Here is a 16,734-nt window from a genome sequence, read left to right on the forward strand (position 1 = left end):
ATCCTCCTCTATGAACTGATTTCCTTGGCTTTCTTTTGTAGATTATACAGAGCCGACATTGCATCTAGTGGAGTCATATTCAGTATATCTAAAGAAGATATCTCATTTGCAAGTACATCATCTTTACCTATATTATCAAAAGAAATTTGAGCTGGATTATTGTCCTTAATTACATTTTTCTTTAGTTGCTTTGTCTCTTTTAATAACATGTCGAATTCTTTTTTTAATGTATCGTACTGAATCTTTATATTGTCGTTATTTATCTTTTCAAGTTCTCTTTCCATTTGGTTAACTGGATTAAGATTTGTTTTTACTTCAGTATTTTGATCATCTTGTACTACAAATTGCTTGTCATTTTTTATCGATGCATTTTCGCCCTTACTACTTATGTGTTCATTGTCTGATGTTATTGCGATTCTATTTAGTGCACTTGCATTGTATATATGATTTTGCTCTAAATCTTTTAAAATATCTTTAGCTCTATTTATAACTTTAGCAGGAAGTTTTGCCAACTCCGCTACGTATATTCCGTAACTTTTATCCGCTCCTTGAGGAATAATTTTTCTAAGAAAAACTATCCCATCTCCATCATCTTTTACAGCGATAGAGTAATTTTTAACATCTTCAAATTCATTTTCTAAATCTGTCAATTCATGATAATGTGTTGCAAATAAAGTTTTGCACTTTATATTATTTTGTATATATTCAACTATAGACCATGCTAAACTAATTCCATCGTAAGTACTTGTGCCTCTCCCGATTTCGTCTAGTATGACTAAGCTTTTCTCAGTAGCATTTTGCAGTATCAATGATACCTCAGTCATCTCAACCATAAATGTGGATTGTCCCTGAGAGAGATCGTCACTAGCCCCTACACGAGTAAATATCCTGTCCATAATAGGTATGTCTGCATAATCTGCTGGTACAAAGGAGCCTATATGTGCCATTAGTGATATAATTGCACTTTGTCTCATGTAAGTTGATTTACCTGACATGTTAGGACCAGTTATTATATTTATAATATTTTCACCAGAATTTAGATAGGTATCATTTGGAACGAAATTTTCGTCACCTATTATATTTTCTATTACTGGATGTCTTCCATTATTTATATCCAATCTATCTTCTGTATTAATACTAGGTTTTACGTAGTTATTTTGATGTGCTACAGTAGCCATAGATACAAAAACGTCTATGTTTGCTATTGTATTTGCCACTTTTTGAATTCTATCGATATTTTTATAAATTGCATTTCTTATATTTACAAAGATTTCATACTCTAAATTTTTTATTTTTTCTTCAGCATTTAGAATTTTTTCTTCTATTTCTTTAAGTTCTGGAGTTATGTATCTCTCTGCATTGCTAAGAGTCTGTTTTCTTATATACGTATCGTCTATTTTAGCTTGCTTAAAATTAGCTTTTGTAATCTCTATATAGTATCCAAAAACTTTGTTAAACCCAATTTTTAACGATTTTACTCCAGTCTTTTCTCTCTCTTTATTTTCGACTTCTTTTATCATGAACGCGCCGTTTTTAGAAATATTTCTTAGCTCGTCTAACTCATCATTAAACTCTGACTTTATTATATTTCCATCTTTAATCGTCAATGATGGCTCTTCTAGTATCGATTCTTCTATTAAGTTGTATAAATCGTCTAGATTGTCCATATTCCCGGAGTATTCTTTTAGTTTTTTTGCTTCTGAAACATTTACTGTATTTATTAACTCAGGCAACTTTTCTATTGAATTTTTTAGGTTAATCAGCTCTTTCGGAGTGATCTTTTCAAAAGCTATTTTTCCGCAGATTCTCTCTATATCGTATATATTCTTAAGAATATAGCTTAGATCTTCTCTTAGAGAAAAATCATTTTTTATCTCTTCAATAACATCTAATCTATTTTCAATCTTGTCTTTTCTTATAAGTGGTTCTTCTACATATTTTCTAAGTAGTCTTCCTCCCATAGCAGTGGATGTTTTATCAAGTACATGAAGTAGAGAACCCTTCTTTTTATTTCCTCTAATAGTCTGCGTAAGCTCTAAATTTGTCCTGGTAAATACGTCTAGCACCATATACTCTTGTGAATTGTATACATTTACACTGTTTATATTAGAAGTTATTTGTTTTTGCGTGCTGTATATATAGTTAAGAATTATTGAAAGGCTAGATTTTATTAGTCCTTTCTTGTCGAATTGTATACTAGTAATATATTCTTTATTAAAATACTTTTTAATTATGCTATCGTCTAGATAATCTGTGCAGAAATTTTCATTTATATATATATTGTTAATAGTAGCAATATTTCTGAGTTCATCTATAAAATCTAAATCATTAACTATAATTTCTGTAGGCCCAATTTTAGCTATTTCTTCGATAACTTTACCACTTGGTAAATAAGTAGAATTTGTTTCACCTGTACTTATATCGATATAAGATAAACCCACATCTTCTCCTGCTTTATATATAGATAAAAGGTAGTTATTTTTTTTATTATCTAATAAACTTCCTTCTAGAACTGTTCCTGGTGTAATTACTCTTATAACATCCCTCTTTACAATTCCTTTAGTAGTTGCCGGATCCTCTAGTTGCTCTCCTATAGCCACCTTATATCCATTTTCTATAAGTTTTGTTATGTAAGCATCAACTGAATGAAAAGGGATTCCACACATAGGTGCTCTCTCATCTAGTCCACATGACTTTCCCGTCAAAGCAATCTCTAAGACTTTAGAAGCTATAATCGCATCTTCGAAGAACATTTCATAAAAGTCTCCCAATCTAAAAAACAATATGCAATCTGCATATCTCTCTTTTACATCAAAATACTGTCTCATCATAGGTGTAAGACGATTTTTATCGATTTTCATGATCTACCCCCTTTCATAGTTAAATAATTTAACTATTTTATATTAAATCATAGACTAATTATAACATAATTGTTTATCTTTTTTATATGGTGATAATCATTATTATTTAATGTTTTCTATTTTTTAAAATTTTTTACGTATATTTATGATTATTATTTAAAAAGTGTCTGACTTTAAAAAGTTTTGAGTCACCCCCTTTTATAAATATTAATCATTTACATACCTTGTTGTTTTAACCATATTTTCATCATTAGTTTTTGAGGTAAAAACTTTGCCATAATATGACAGTATTTCACATATAAACTATAGATTGACATATCCTTATTCTTATTAGCATCTTTAACAGCTTTTTTTGCGACCTTGTCTGGAGTGACCATACCTTTAAAGTTATTAGTTGCTTTTTTTGCTCCTATTATTGCTCTATCATATAACGCAGTATCAATCCAACCTGGACATACAGCAGTAACCGAAATGCCTTTATCCCTAAGCTCAACATTCAATGCCCTAGAATAATTTCTTATAAAGGATTTTGTAGAACTATAAATATTCTGATATGGTAGTGGTTGAAAAGAAGCCTGTGAAGCAATATTTATAATATGACTTCCTGGTTTCATATATGGGATACAAACCAGTCCCATTGCTACCAAACCACTGCAGTTCAAATCAATCATATTTATAGATTCCTCAATACTTAAATCATCATAAGAGCAAAACTTAGCGAATCCAGCATTATTGATAAGATAAAGGATGTTAGAGATATTTGCTTCTAATATCTTAGAGAAATCTATAATTGACTTTGTATTTGATAAATCAATAGAAAATATCTTTATTTTACTACCATACTTTTTGCTCAACTGTTCCAACTTGTTATTATTTCGTGCGATCGCCCATATTTCTTCTACATCATTATCTTTTACCAACAGTTTTACAAATTCTTTTCCTAATCCACTACTAGCACCTGTAACTACAGCAATATTTTTCTTTGGCATATCAATTCCTCCTTTAACACTGTTTATATGTATAAATTTTTAACCGTAGATTGTAGTATTATAGTATGGTCATTGATAGGTTATTTTAAGCATAAGTTTAAAGTATCAATAAAAAAATACTGGATATTAGATAAAAATCTAATATCCAGTATTTTTTTATTGTACACAGATCTCAAATTATATTATAACAAGCTTAATATATTTTCTCTTAAATCTGCTATATTTTCTAATTTTTTTACATTATAGATATCTTTATCTATTAAGAACTCTCTTTTTACAGTAGATGGTTTGTCTGACACTACATATATTCTATTAGAAAGCATAATTGCCTCATCGATATCATGTGTTATTAGTACAATCGTTGAATTCACCTTATCTTTAATATCTAAAAGCCATCTTTGCATAGAATTTCTGGTTATTGAATCCAATGAACCAAACGGTTCATCGAGTAACATAATATCATCAGAGTTTATAAATGTTCTTAAAAAATTAGCCCTCTGTCTCATTCCACCAGAAAGTTCATGTGGATATTTGTATTCATATCCGCTGATACCAAAAGTTTTAAAATACGGTTTTACTTTATCCCTAGCAATGCTTTTTTTCTCTTTCTTTAGAATTAACGGAAGAGATACATTGTCAATAATATTTTTATAAGGCAAAAGTAAATCCTTTTGATACATATAACTGTATTCGCCATCTACAACAATATGTCCCGAGTCACAGTTGGTAAGGTTAGTTATCATATTAAATATGGTACTTTTACCACATCCACTAGGTCCAAGTATAGATACAAATTCACCTTCATAGACCTTTAAATTTATATCGTGAAGTATTTCGCTTCCATCGTAATCTTTAGACACATTCTCTACTGAAATTTTAAGTTTTTTATTTTGTTGGTAAGAATTCATTTGTGTAAGCATCACTTGCCTTCATATCCTTATTAATTAGTTTGTATTCTCTTAAGAATGAAGTGTAATTATTCCATACACTGTCCTTCATTTCTCCCCATCTAGATGCATCGTCAATGTACTTGTCAGCAAGATATTCTTGACTTTTTACAGCTAACTCCTTATCCGTCTCAGGAGCGTGTTTTACTAATATATCGGCAGCTCCTTTTGGATCTTTAACACAATACTCATATCCTTGAGTTGTTGCCTTTAAGAATTTTTTAACTAACTCTGGATCTTTCTCTATCAAGTTTTCGTTAGTTATTAGTAACGGTGTATAGTAGTCAAGTCTCTCATCTAAGTCCCTTACAGGTATAAAATTAAGGTCGTAATTCATCATTTGAGCTTTTACTACATCCCATCCTTCAAATATCCATGCAAAATCGACTGTTTTCATGGCTGCAAAAAAGTCATCTTGACCAGTGTTTACAATTTTTAATTTGTTGAAATCTGCATTATCCTTTTTCATAACAGCTTTGAATACTGCTTCTTCAGATGGGGACCCCCATCCTCCATAGCTTTTTCCTTCAAAGTCTTTAGCTGTTTTAATATTTTTCTCTTTTGGAGAAGCAAAACCTGAAGTATTATGTTGTATAATAGTAGCCACAGCTTTTATTGGAAGAGGATCTTCACTTGTTTTAGCATACGTAACTTGTTCTTGATAACTTACAGCAAAATCAGCTTTGCCTGTAGCAACCAATGTATCAGCACCGCTTTCTGGCGGTTGTTCTATTGTAACATCTAACCCTTGCTCTTTATAATAGCCTTTATCTAAAGCTGCATAAAGGCCAGTGTGGTTAGTATTAGGAGTCCAATCCAATACTACAGTAACCTTCTGTAATTTTTCTCCTTTTGCTCCTTCTTTATCTTCCTTATTATTTGTAGAACACCCTGTAACTGTAGCTAAAGTAATTAAACTTACTAAACTCAGTATTCCGATTTTCTTTAGTTTCATAATACCCTCCGTAATAATTTTACTTGATAGATCTGGTTTGTATATAAAATAATAATCAACTTAGTGGTTATGATTTGATTTAGTTTATTATTCTGTGTTTAAATACAATTTTTCTAATCATTTGAATAATTCCAACAAAAATTAAACTAAATGCAACAACTAAGATCGTCGATGCAAAAACCTTATCCAAAGCATATGCACTTTTTGATCTGACCATATATACCCCAAGTCCCTTAGTTCCTCCAAGCCACTCAGCTACTGTTGCTGCCATTATTGCATATGTAGAAGAAATCTTAAGACCTGAAAAGAGCTTGTCCAAAGCCATTGGAAACTTTAGATGTATAAAAGTGCTCATATTTCCAGCTTTCATCGTTTTAAAAAGATTTAAATAATCCCTATCTATATTCTCTATACCATCAACAAAACTGATGAGAATTGGAAAGAAACAAGTAAGCGTTACCATTAAGATTTTTGGCATTGTACCAAATCCAAACCAAATCATTAGTAGAGGCGCAATAGTTATTGTAGGTATCATCTGAGTCACTAGAGTAAGAGGATATAAGCATTTTTTAACTATGCTAACAAAATCCATAAGTACTCCAATGATAAGAGACAGTGTAATCGATACAATAAAACCTAACACAGCCTCAAATATAGTCACTTTTGCATGCATAAATAAGTTTTGATAATCTTTAAAAAATACATTCACTATATCTATTGGTGTAGGTAAAACATATTGGGGAATTTCTAAAAAATCAACTGTTACTTGCCAGAAGATAATTATAAATAAAAACGTAGCTATAGGGTAAAGACTATTCTTCACCTTTTCTATGGTTTCTAAGTTTGTCATCTATAGTTAGGCCTCCAGCTTTCTCATCTACTCTCGCTATTGTTATAACTCTTTCGCACCCTAATTCAAAGGGTACTTTGTGAACTTTTTTTATTACTTCAAATACTTCATCAAATTCACCTTCTATAGTTGTACTCATTGCACCTACTTCACATTTTAGTCCACTTTTCTCAATCAATTCGATACAAACGTCAACTACTTTGTACATTTCTTCTTCACCTTCGTAAGGTCTTAAAGGCATTACTGCTATGTCTGCTATTACCATATGACTCACTCCTTAAATTATAATTAATTTTACCTAGAGATATTAAATAATTTTTCTTAATTATACCTACTAGGAAATTGATTGTTTAATAAAACTTGTAAAGATAAAAATAAAAGGCCTTACCAATACGATAAGACCTTCAAATTCTTTAGTACTCCCTACGTTGGCATTATCCATACAGGTTCATAGGGTCGAGATAAAATCTCCTCTCAGCAAATAAGCTCCCCAATAATATTTTATTTTACTCTTTGATTATACTACAATTATCTTTATAATACAATTTTATTCATTTTTTTCTATTTTAACTACTGTTCCGTTAACTATATTATTTTATTTAGTAATATTATATAATAATATAACTCTATTTTGATATTACTATTTGCTAAATTTTAGTAATTTATAATAAATAAAATATTATTCTTTATACTATATTCTAATATTTTCTTAATAAACTTATATTTAACTCGATCATAATGTATAATAATTATAGAAGACTTAGAATACCAAATGGAGGATGACATGATAGATGATTTAAAAAGCATGTTTAAAGACTACAAGCCGTATATCAATGGTGCGGATGAAATGAAACGTGCTTCTGTTTTAATACCAATAGTAAAAAAAGACAATGAACATTATATACTATTCGAACTTAGATCAGGAAATTTGAACCACCAACCTGGAGAGGTTTCTTTCCCTGGAGGTAAAATTGAACCTGATGAAACACCTTATGACGCTGCAATAAGAGAAACTTGTGAGGAACTTGGTACAATTAAAAATAATATAGAAATTATCTCTGAGATGGATCTGCTTATAACTTCGTTTAACTACATTATTCATCCATTTCTAGGTTATTTAAAGGATGTAGATAATTTTAATATAAATAAAGATGAAGTCGATCATACTTTTTTAGTTCCAGTAAAATTCCTATTGGAAAATCCACCAAAAGAATACACCAATGAAGTAGAGATTATACCTTCTGGCAATATGCCTTATACTGACTTACCTAATCAAAAAAATTATAAATTTCAAAAAGGTAAATCATCAGTATTATTTTATAAATATAATAATTATATAATTTGGGGAATGACTGCAAAAATACTTCAAAATTTTCTTAAATTTTTAATTGATTAATTATTTAATAGTTATATGAATTTAAAAATGTCCTCAATATATAAATAATGAGGACATTTTATTAGTTTATCGGGCTAAGAATGCTATTCTGCAGCCCAAATTTCTATTTCCAATTTAATCTCTTTCAAACCAAGAGCATTAACATATGCAATTGTCATTGAAGGATACGGGTTTCCAAAAAAATTTTCATATACTTTATAAAAGTAATCCCAGTCAATTTCTTCTGTAGCCCATATATTAACTTTAATTATATTATCTGGAGTTAAATCTATACTTTTTAATAGATTTGATATATTTAAAAATGTATTTTCTACTTGCTGATTGAATTCAATCGGAAAGTTTCCTTCCAAATCTGCTCCTACTTGTCCAGAAAATGTGTAAAAAGTTGCGTTAGGTTTTATCTTTGTAATATGCGTATAATTCCCAACCGCTTTACTTACCTTTGATGAATTTAATCTGCTTACTACATTGTTTTTCATAATATTAATTCCTTCCTGTATTGGGATAAAATAATTTCTACCTCTATATATTTGTTTTTACATAGTTATCCGTTGATAGAAATTTATTTATCAAAAACAGAAATATAATGTTCAATTAATTTTATATCATTTAAACATCTTTTCATTTTATCACCCCCTATACTCTACATTATACGTATTTTTAATATTTACTGTCAATTAATAAAAATTATCTCACATCCCTTTAACTGTTGCAATTTTACCAAAGCTAAGTGCTAAGCTTGATATTGAATGACCTTAATATGTCAATTTTAATACTTCATAGATTTAAATACTAATCGATAATCTTGGAAAAATCAATAAAAAATAAGGGTAGCAATTCAATTATGCTACCCTTTTCTATCTACATTAATTTTCTACCTTTTATACTTAACCATAAAAGGTATATACATTTTCAATTTAATTTATATATAGGATATTTAGTGCAATATTTTTAATTCAGAAAACTATCTTTTTACTATTAATGTAGTGCCCATACCTCCGCCGATACAAAGTGTAGCTAAACCAGTTTTGGCATCTCTTCTTTTCATTTCATATAAAAGCGTAGTAAGTATTCTAGCTCCTGAACATCCTATTGGATGCCCTATAGCTATTGCACCACCATTAACATTAACTTTTGTAGTATCAATTTTTAAATCTTTTATTACTGCTAATGATTGAGCAGCAAATGCTTCATTTGCCTCAACTAAATCTATATCATCAATGGTCATATTTGCTTTTGTTAAGGCTTCTATAGTAGCTGGTACTGGTCCATATCCCATTATCTCTGGATCAACTCCAGAAGTTCCATAGGAATCTATAGTTGCAAGTGGTTCTATTCCTAATTCTTCAGCCTTTTCTTTTGACATTACTATAAGCATAGCAGCTCCATCGTTTATTCCAGACGCATTACCTGCTGTAACTGTACCATCTTTTTTAAACGCTGGTTTTAATTTAGATAATGTATCTATTGTTGTACCAAGCTTTATATATTCATCTTTATCAACTACTGTGTCACCTTTTCGTCCTTTTATAATAACTGGAACTATTTCCTCATCAAATTTTCCTTCAGCTTGTGCTTTTTCGGCTTTATTTTGACTTGATAAAGCTAATTGATCTTGCTCTTCTCTAGTTATATTCCATTTTTCTGCTATATTTTCTGCAGTTATACCCATATGATAATTATTAAATATATCTGATAGTCCATCTTTAATCATAGAATCAACAAAAGGAGTATCTCCCATTCTCGCACCATATCTCGTATTCGGTGATAAGTATGGTGACATGCTCATATTTTCTGTCCCACCAACTAATATTATTTCAGCATCACCTAACGAGATAAGTTGTGATGCCATTGAAACTGATCTTAATCCAGATCCACAGACTATATTTATTGTCATAGCAGGTTTTTCAACTGGTATTCCTGACCCTAATGCTACTTGTCTTGCTATATTTTGACCGAGGCCCGCTGTTAGTACACCACCTATAAGTGATTCATCTATCATATCCGGAGTTATTTTTGCTCTCTTAATCGCTTCTTTAGCTGCTGTTATTCCTAAGTCTACTGCTGATACTGATTTAAATGCTCCTCCAAAACTTCCTACTGCTGTTCTTGCAGCACTGACAATAACTACTTCTCTCATATTCATTACCCCCTTAAAATAATTTATATTTATTTTTTAAATCGTTTTTAAGTAACGTAGAATATTAACCACTTAACTTCAGAATGTTTATAAGTTAAATATTCATTAATACTCCTTTTGTAATAAATTTTTCTATAAATTTATAAATTTTTTTATCAAATTAATTAATAGTATGATAAATATCTAAATCTATATCTATATATTTTGCTAAGTATAGTATGAATAAGAATGTTTTTTAATTTATATGATTTATAATACCGAGATGAATATTCCTATATATTTAATTTTTATATCTATGCTTTATTAATCATATTTTATTTATTGTAATCATAAAAACCTATTTTAGTTTTTCTACCCAATTGATTTGCTCTAACCATTTTTGCCAATAAAGGATGCGGTCTATATTTAGTATCCCCAAATTCATTGTATAGAACATTCATTATAGCTAAAACGACATCTAATCCTATTAAATCTCCTAATGCCAAAGGTCCCATAGGATGATTTGCTCCTAATTTCATAGCTTCATCAATTTCTTCTTTACTAGCAACACCGTCTGCATAAATTCCAACCGCTTCATTTATCATAGGTATAAGTATTCTATTTACAACAAATCCTGGTGATTCAGATACATCGACTGGCACTTTATTAATACTCTTTGATAGTTGAATTCCTGCATCAAAAGTTACCTTTGAAGTCAATTGGCCACTTATAACTTCAACCAATTTCATCATAGGAACTGGATTAAAGAAATGCAATCCAATTACTTTATCAGGTCTTTTTGTAGCAGAAGCTATTTCTGTTATAGATAATGATGAGGTATTAGTAGCTAAAATAGTGTCAGGTTTGCATAACTCATCTAATAATTTAAAAACTTCTTTTTTTGTATCCATATCTTCAACAGATGCTTCAATAATTATGTCCATGTCTTTTAAATCCTCATAACTAGTAGTTAGAGTAATATGATCTAGTATTTCAGATTTTTGAGATTCGTTAATTTTATCTTTAGAAACCAGTCTACTTAAATTTTTATCTAGTAATGTCATACAATTAGATAATGATTCTTGGCTTCTGCTCTTTAAACATATATCATGACCACTACTTGCAAAAGTTTGTAAAATACCAGTACCCATTGTTCCACTACCTATTACAGCTAATTTCATAAGTTTTACCCCCTATTTTTATGTATTTATATTTTATTTATCATATTAATAAATTATTTAATATGGTTAACAGCAAATATTATACTTTTATTATTTTCAAAACTTTGCTTCTCTCTTTTCTAAAAAAGCCGACATACCCTCTTTTTGATCTTTAGTTGAGAAGCAAAGTCCAAATAAATTAGTTTCGATATCTAGCCCAGTATTAATGTCAGTTTGTGAACCTAGCTTTATAGCTTCTTTAGAATATCTAATTGCTAGCTGAGAATTTTTAGTTATAGTCTCAGCTAATACTTCAACCTCTCTAGTTAAATTTTCTGGATTTACAACTTTATTAACTAATCCTATTTTATTGGCTTCTTCAGCCTTTATAATTTGTCCAGTAAATATCAATTCTTTTGCTTTCGCCATTCCAGTTAATCTTGTAAGTCTTTGGGTACCACCATAACCAGGGGTTATACCTAGAGTTACTTCAGGTTGACCAAATTTAGCATTTGATGATGCAATTCTTAGATCACAAGCCATTGCAATTTCACATCCACCACCTAATGCAAATCCATTCACTGCAGCAATTACAACTTTTTTACTATTTTCAATAGCGTTAAGAGCTTTACTGCCAAGTTGACTAAAATTCTTTGCAGAAACTGAATCTAGGTCTCTCATATATTCAATATCTGCACCTGCAACAAATGCTTTACCTTCACCTGTTAAAATTACTACATAAATATCTTCATCTTCATCAATATCTGTAAATACTTCATAAAGTTCTTCTAAAGTTTTTAAATTAATTGCATTTAAAACTTTAGGTCTGTTTATTTTTATAGTGCAAATCTTATTGTTAATCTCAACAGTAAGATTTTCATAAATTTTAACATCACTTTCCATAGTGTCCTCCTCAATAAAAAAAATTTTAAACTTATTTTAATCTTTTAATGTACACTTAATTGACTAATGAGTTCTGGTACTACTTCTTTAACATTTCGAGCAATTTTAACATCCGCCTAAATATTATGGGAGCTTCAGTTCAGTATGTAGTCATGCAGAGACTCTAGGTGCTAAATCACTTCCAATAGCAGTGGTTCCAAATAAAATATATGTGTAGCAATTACATTTGATGCGTAAATAGTTTTCTTGTTCTACTTCATTTTCAGCTGTGTTTGCATACAACCCTGTAAGCATCAGATAATTTTTCGAATTTAAATCCTTATAACCCTCCTTAATTTATTATTAAAACCTCAGCAACGCCTTAAATGACAAATTATTTAAACGAATATAGGCCGAGAAGAAATTTGAAGCTTGTTTAAAATTCGTTTATATATTAACAATTTATATGAGTATATGTTTATATATTGTTAATATATAATCATTTTTGAAAAATATTTTTTTTAATTATAGGGAATTTAAAACGAATTTATGTATTGAATCAATTTATGTAGGATATTTAAGAATAAATTTGAATGTGATTTGTATATCGAAAATGTCTTATACTTATAATCGTAGCACTTCTGTGATAATTTTTCAACAAACATTAAATATTTTTTTAACAAATATTACTATATTCTATAACTCATTTAAATCAGTAAATTTATACTTATAAAATCCACCTAGAATAATAGAAGTAGTTGGTATATTGAATTTTTTGTAATGAAAGAATACCTCCTTCTCCTTTGAGATATGATTTCATTACTTTTAATCTAAATTCATAGTCATATTTAGCCAAAAAATGAACCTCCAAAAATTAGATTTTTATGTCTAACTTTTTGGGGTTCACTTCATCTGTTCCATGAGTTTTTTATTCTCTTCACTATTGGCAATACTTCTTCTCTAATGCACTATAACACTTTATATTTTCTTAGTTTCACATTGGATCTGTAACCTAAGCAACAAAGGATTCAATTATAGATAAATCCTTAATTAAAATTTTATTATTTACAATTTTGATGCTATCCATATCTTTTAGCTTGCGTAACATACGATTAATACTACTAGCAGAATTGATACCACAAAACTTAGCTAATTCTTCATTCGTGATATTAAAATCTATCAAGATACCCTCCTTGGATTTACAACCAAACAATTCTGCTAAATCATAAATTTGAGCACACAAAGCTCCGAATTTACCATTCATAGCAAGATTCTGTGACTTTTTAATCTGTTCAACTAAATTTTGTCGGTAATATTCTTTCACAAATTTCAACAAATTTTCGTTATTATTAACATCTTCCCAGAATTGTACTCGATTAATTTGATAAAGTTCGGCTGTATCACTTTCTACTCTAATATTAAAAGGCATGTCTACATGATTAGAATGTTCATTCCCCACTAAGGAAACCAACTCATTTTTTTGAATATAACCAATATTAAATTCACGCCCATCCTTGGTGAGAAGACTTGTTTTGACGATACCCTCTTTCACAACATATACAAATGGTATCTGCACACCTTCAAAAACAATGTATTGATAGTGATCTTTTTTTACAGTAGTAAAATGCATCTTTTCTAAATATTCATGAAAAGCCATTTCATATTGAAAAAATTCATTGTGAGCAGTCATCACTTTCCCTCCTAACTAAATTGTAAACTCTGATTATTTATATAATACAAGATAATCCAAATTGTTTCTACTTTTACTAGCAAAAGAGAGATACTGAAAATATCATCTATATCAGATTAACATTTGTTAATGTCTTTTGTTATAGCAAATAATAATTTCATCATCTATACTAAATTGTAAATAGAAAGCGCTTTCTAAAAATAAAAAAAGGAGTTGTTTTCATGCATGTTTCAAGACGAGTTGTTTTAATTGGTACAGGTTCAGTAGGTTCTAGTTATGCTTTTGCTCTCGTTAATCAAAATCTATGTAATGAATTGGTATTAATTGATGTTAATGAGAAAAAATCAGCTGCTGATGCAGCAGATATACAGGATGGTATGCCAAGTTTTTATACAAATATTCGTGTTTGGAAAGGCGACTATAAAGATTGCGAAAAAGCAGATATTGTTTGTATCTGTGCAGGAATTCCTCAAAAACCAGGTCAATCAAGATTAGAACTGATTAATACTAACATTAATATTGCAAAAAAAATAACTGAGAATGTAGTTGCGAATGGTTTTAATGGTATATTTCTGATTGCATCTAATCCAGTAGATATTATCTCATATGCAGTTTGGAAATATTCCGGTTTTTCTAAAGGGAAAGTGATCGGTTCTGGTACTACTTTGGATACCGCTCGTTTAAGATATCAACTGAGTAAAGAATTTCAAGTTGCACCACAAGATATTTCTGCTAATATATTAGGCGAACACGGTGATTCAGAATTTGTTCCTTGGTCAACTGTTAATGTTGCAGGTATGAAGTTGGATAAAATCAAGTCAAGTTTTAAATTGACAGACACAGATCTAGAAAATATTTACCTCCAGACTAAAAATGCTGCTTATAAAATTATCGAAGCTAAAGGCGCTACTTACTATGGGATTGCCATGGCTCTTGCAAGGATCACTAAAGCTATCATGTTTGATGAACATGTCGTCTTAACTACTTCTACTTTATTAGAGGGTGAGTATGGCCACCATGACGTGTTCGCTGGTATACCTTGTGTCATTGGAAATGAAGGTATCTTAGATACCATGCCTGAAGACTTAACTACTAGTGAACTCAAACAATTTGCATATTCAATTTCTGTTTTAGAGGATAATAATCCAATAATTAAAAGGAAAATAGTTGAGGACAATGCTTAATCATTAATTATAAGTTATGTTATCTAAAAAATAAGCAAACTAATAAAGAGTTCTAGATTAATTAATCTAGAACTCTTTATTAGTTTGGTATTCTTAAATTTACATTCCTTACTCTTATATGGACTGTATTTCTTTTTATCAAAAAAATTTCTTTTTAATTTAGTAGTAATCTATAAATAAGTAAAAAACTTCTTATTGTTTTAAAAAAGATAGTAAGGGTATTTATTATAAAAAATAAGTTAAGATAAGTAACAAGGGATATTACTTCAAGGAGGATAACAAAAAATGAAATATTTTATTGTTGAAAGTATAATAAAAAATGCAGATTTAGTTGATGAAAATACGATGAAAAAACACATGGCCTATTCTCAAAAAGCGATGGATGAGGGCTTAATATTAATGTCTGGACTTAAAGTGAATATGAGTGGTGGAGTATTTATTATGAAAGCAGAATCTCTTGAAAAAGTTGAGGATTACTTATCTTCCGAGCCGCTTAAAGTTTATGGTATACAAGATTACATTATTACAGAGTTTACACCTCATTACTTTAATCAATCACCTAGTGAATGGTAATAACTAATTTAAAAAATATATGCAAAATGGCGGCAATCCAATAGAGATCCTATTAATAGGATCTCTTTAAGTTTATATTTGTAACAACATTTTCTTAGTGTTGAATTCATTCTAAGTTATAGCTTCCATGTTACATTATTCATGTACGATAAGCTCAAAAATATCAGGTCTTGCATAATGTCCGGTTGGATCAAAATCCATACGACTAAGCGGTACTAAATCAAGATTTAGATCTGCAAACAATATGTCCTCTTTATCCCATATAGGTTCAGCCACATATTTTCCAAATGGATCGACTACACAACTCCCACCTGGGCACATGTTTTCAGGACACTTGTCCAGCTCTTCTTGGTAATTAAAGTTTTGAGGGTACATGTTTTTTGTAACATATTGATTACATCCAATCACAAAACACCTTCCCTCCAAAGCAATATGACGCATAGTATATTGCCACTCTTCGCGAGAATCAGCAGTTGGTGCTATATAAATTGAAACACCTTTTTGATACATTGCAACACGCGCTAATGGCATATAATTCTCCCAACACGTTAAACCTCCAATTACTCCATAAGGAGTACTGATAGCAGTTAATGTGCTTCCATCATCTTCTCCCCAAATAAGGCGCTCTGAACCCGTCGGCTTAATTTTGCGGTGCTTTCCTAACAATGATCCATCTGGTCCAAAATAAAGTGTGGTGCAATATAGGGTACAATTGATATTATCTCGTTCAGTAACTCCTATGCAAACATAAGCATTAGCTTCTTTTGCAGCTTGTCCAATTAAATCAGTATCTTTACTAGGAACAATGACGGAGTTATCATAATATTTCTTCCAGTCCTCTCGTCCTTCCATTGTTCTGCTGCCTACTACATACCCATAAGAAAAACCTCTTGGATATGCAGGTACAAACGATTCTGGAAAGACAATAATATTGGCTCCTTTACTTCCAGCTTCATTAATTTTTTCAATAACTTTAAAAATTGTCGCGGTCTTGTCGAATAAAATTGGCGATGCTTGTACTACTGCAACTCTACATGATTTCAATAAATCTTCCAAAATACTCCTCCTCTGTCAATAAACTTTCCTTTTTTACTATTACCTCATGCATTATGGTAAATTTTACCTATG

15 protein-coding genes and 1 riboswitch are annotated in these 16,734 nt (G+C 30.0%); of the genes, 3 read left to right on the plus strand and 12 right to left on the minus strand.

From position 1 onward, the window contains the following. Positions 1–8: 8 nt before the first annotated feature. From mutS to KQI18_RS09750, 6 genes are all read right to left on the minus strand, one after another. Entirely contained in the window at positions 9–2,861 is a 2,853-nt protein-coding gene (mutS, locus tag KQI18_RS09725) for a DNA mismatch repair protein MutS (protein WP_216467610.1), read from the minus strand. Positions 2,862–3,076: 215 nt separating this feature from the next. Further along, positions 3,077–3,850 carry an SDR family NAD(P)-dependent oxidoreductase gene (locus tag KQI18_RS09730; protein ID WP_216467612.1) on the minus strand — a complete coding sequence of 258 codons (774 nt, stop codon included), beginning with the start codon at positions 3,848–3,850 and terminating at the stop codon, positions 3,077–3,079. Between the two features lie 182 nt (positions 3,851–4,032). Beyond that, a complete protein-coding gene (locus KQI18_RS09735) occupies positions 4,033–4,770 on the minus strand; it encodes an ABC transporter ATP-binding protein (protein WP_216467613.1) in 738 nt (245 codons plus the stop codon). Next, entirely contained in the window at positions 4,736–5,752 is a 1,017-nt protein-coding gene (locus tag KQI18_RS09740; RefSeq protein ID WP_216467615.1) for an ABC transporter substrate-binding protein, read from the minus strand. Before KQI18_RS09740 ends, KQI18_RS09735 begins: the two co-directional genes overlap by 35 nt. 79 nt (positions 5,753–5,831) lie before the next feature. Further along, complete coding sequence (locus tag KQI18_RS09745; RefSeq protein ID WP_216467617.1) at positions 5,832–6,602, minus strand: ABC transporter permease; 771 nt, start codon at positions 6,600–6,602, stop codon at positions 5,832–5,834. Then, the gene (locus KQI18_RS09750; protein ID WP_216467618.1) at positions 6,565–6,867 is read right to left on the minus strand and encodes an MTH1187 family thiamine-binding protein; all 303 of its coding nucleotides are present in this window, start codon (positions 6,865–6,867) and stop codon (positions 6,565–6,567) included. The genes KQI18_RS09745 and KQI18_RS09750 overlap by 38 nt, the downstream gene beginning before the upstream one ends. A gap of 138 nt (positions 6,868–7,005) precedes the next feature. Beyond that, positions 7,006–7,105, minus strand: a riboswitch (TPP riboswitch). Between the two features lie 281 nt (positions 7,106–7,386). On the opposite strand from KQI18_RS09750, the gene KQI18_RS09755 reads away from it, so the two are divergent. Next, on the plus strand, positions 7,387–7,998 hold the full coding sequence (locus tag KQI18_RS09755) for an NUDIX hydrolase (RefSeq protein WP_216467619.1): 612 nt from the start codon (positions 7,387–7,389) through the stop codon (positions 7,996–7,998). Positions 7,999–8,081: 83 nt separating this feature from the next. Here KQI18_RS09755 and KQI18_RS09760 read toward each other — a convergent pair whose 3' ends face one another. From KQI18_RS09760 to KQI18_RS09780, 5 genes are all read right to left on the minus strand, one after another. Then, positions 8,082–8,477 (minus strand): RidA family protein, encoded by a 396-nt coding sequence (locus tag KQI18_RS09760; protein ID WP_216467621.1) that lies wholly within the window; start codon positions 8,475–8,477, stop codon positions 8,082–8,084. Between the two features lie 485 nt (positions 8,478–8,962). Beyond that, positions 8,963–10,138 carry an acetyl-CoA C-acetyltransferase gene (locus KQI18_RS09765; protein ID WP_216467622.1) on the minus strand — a complete coding sequence of 392 codons (1,176 nt, stop codon included), beginning with the start codon at positions 10,136–10,138 and terminating at the stop codon, positions 8,963–8,965. A 314-nt stretch (positions 10,139–10,452) separates the two neighbouring features. After that, positions 10,453–11,298 carry a 3-hydroxybutyryl-CoA dehydrogenase gene (locus KQI18_RS09770; RefSeq protein ID WP_216467623.1) on the minus strand — a complete coding sequence of 282 codons (846 nt, stop codon included), beginning with the start codon at positions 11,296–11,298 and terminating at the stop codon, positions 10,453–10,455. A gap of 96 nt (positions 11,299–11,394) precedes the next feature. After that, positions 11,395–12,180: an enoyl-CoA hydratase-related protein gene (locus KQI18_RS09775; protein ID WP_216467624.1), complete on the minus strand. Its 786-nt coding sequence runs from the start codon at positions 12,178–12,180 to the stop codon at positions 11,395–11,397. A 991-nt stretch (positions 12,181–13,171) separates the two neighbouring features. Beyond that, the gene (locus KQI18_RS09780) at positions 13,172–13,849 is read right to left on the minus strand and encodes a Crp/Fnr family transcriptional regulator (RefSeq protein WP_216467625.1); all 678 of its coding nucleotides are present in this window, start codon (positions 13,847–13,849) and stop codon (positions 13,172–13,174) included. Between the two features lie 221 nt (positions 13,850–14,070). Between KQI18_RS09780 and KQI18_RS09785 the strand changes: the two genes are divergently transcribed. Further along, positions 14,071–15,033 (plus strand): L-lactate dehydrogenase, encoded by a 963-nt coding sequence (locus KQI18_RS09785; RefSeq protein WP_216467626.1) that lies wholly within the window; start codon positions 14,071–14,073, stop codon positions 15,031–15,033. Between the two features lie 285 nt (positions 15,034–15,318). Then, complete coding sequence (locus tag KQI18_RS09790; protein WP_216467627.1) at positions 15,319–15,606, plus strand: YciI family protein; 288 nt, start codon at positions 15,319–15,321, stop codon at positions 15,604–15,606. A gap of 135 nt (positions 15,607–15,741) precedes the next feature. Here KQI18_RS09790 and KQI18_RS09795 read toward each other — a convergent pair whose 3' ends face one another. Next, entirely contained in the window at positions 15,742–16,662 is a 921-nt protein-coding gene (locus KQI18_RS09795) for a carbon-nitrogen hydrolase family protein (RefSeq protein WP_216467628.1), read from the minus strand. Positions 16,663–16,734: the final 72 nt, after the last annotated feature.

Origin of the sequence: Metaclostridioides mangenotii, assembly GCF_018917235.1 — a bacterium.
Classification (GTDB): domain Bacteria; phylum Bacillota; class Clostridia; order Peptostreptococcales; family Peptostreptococcaceae; genus Metaclostridioides.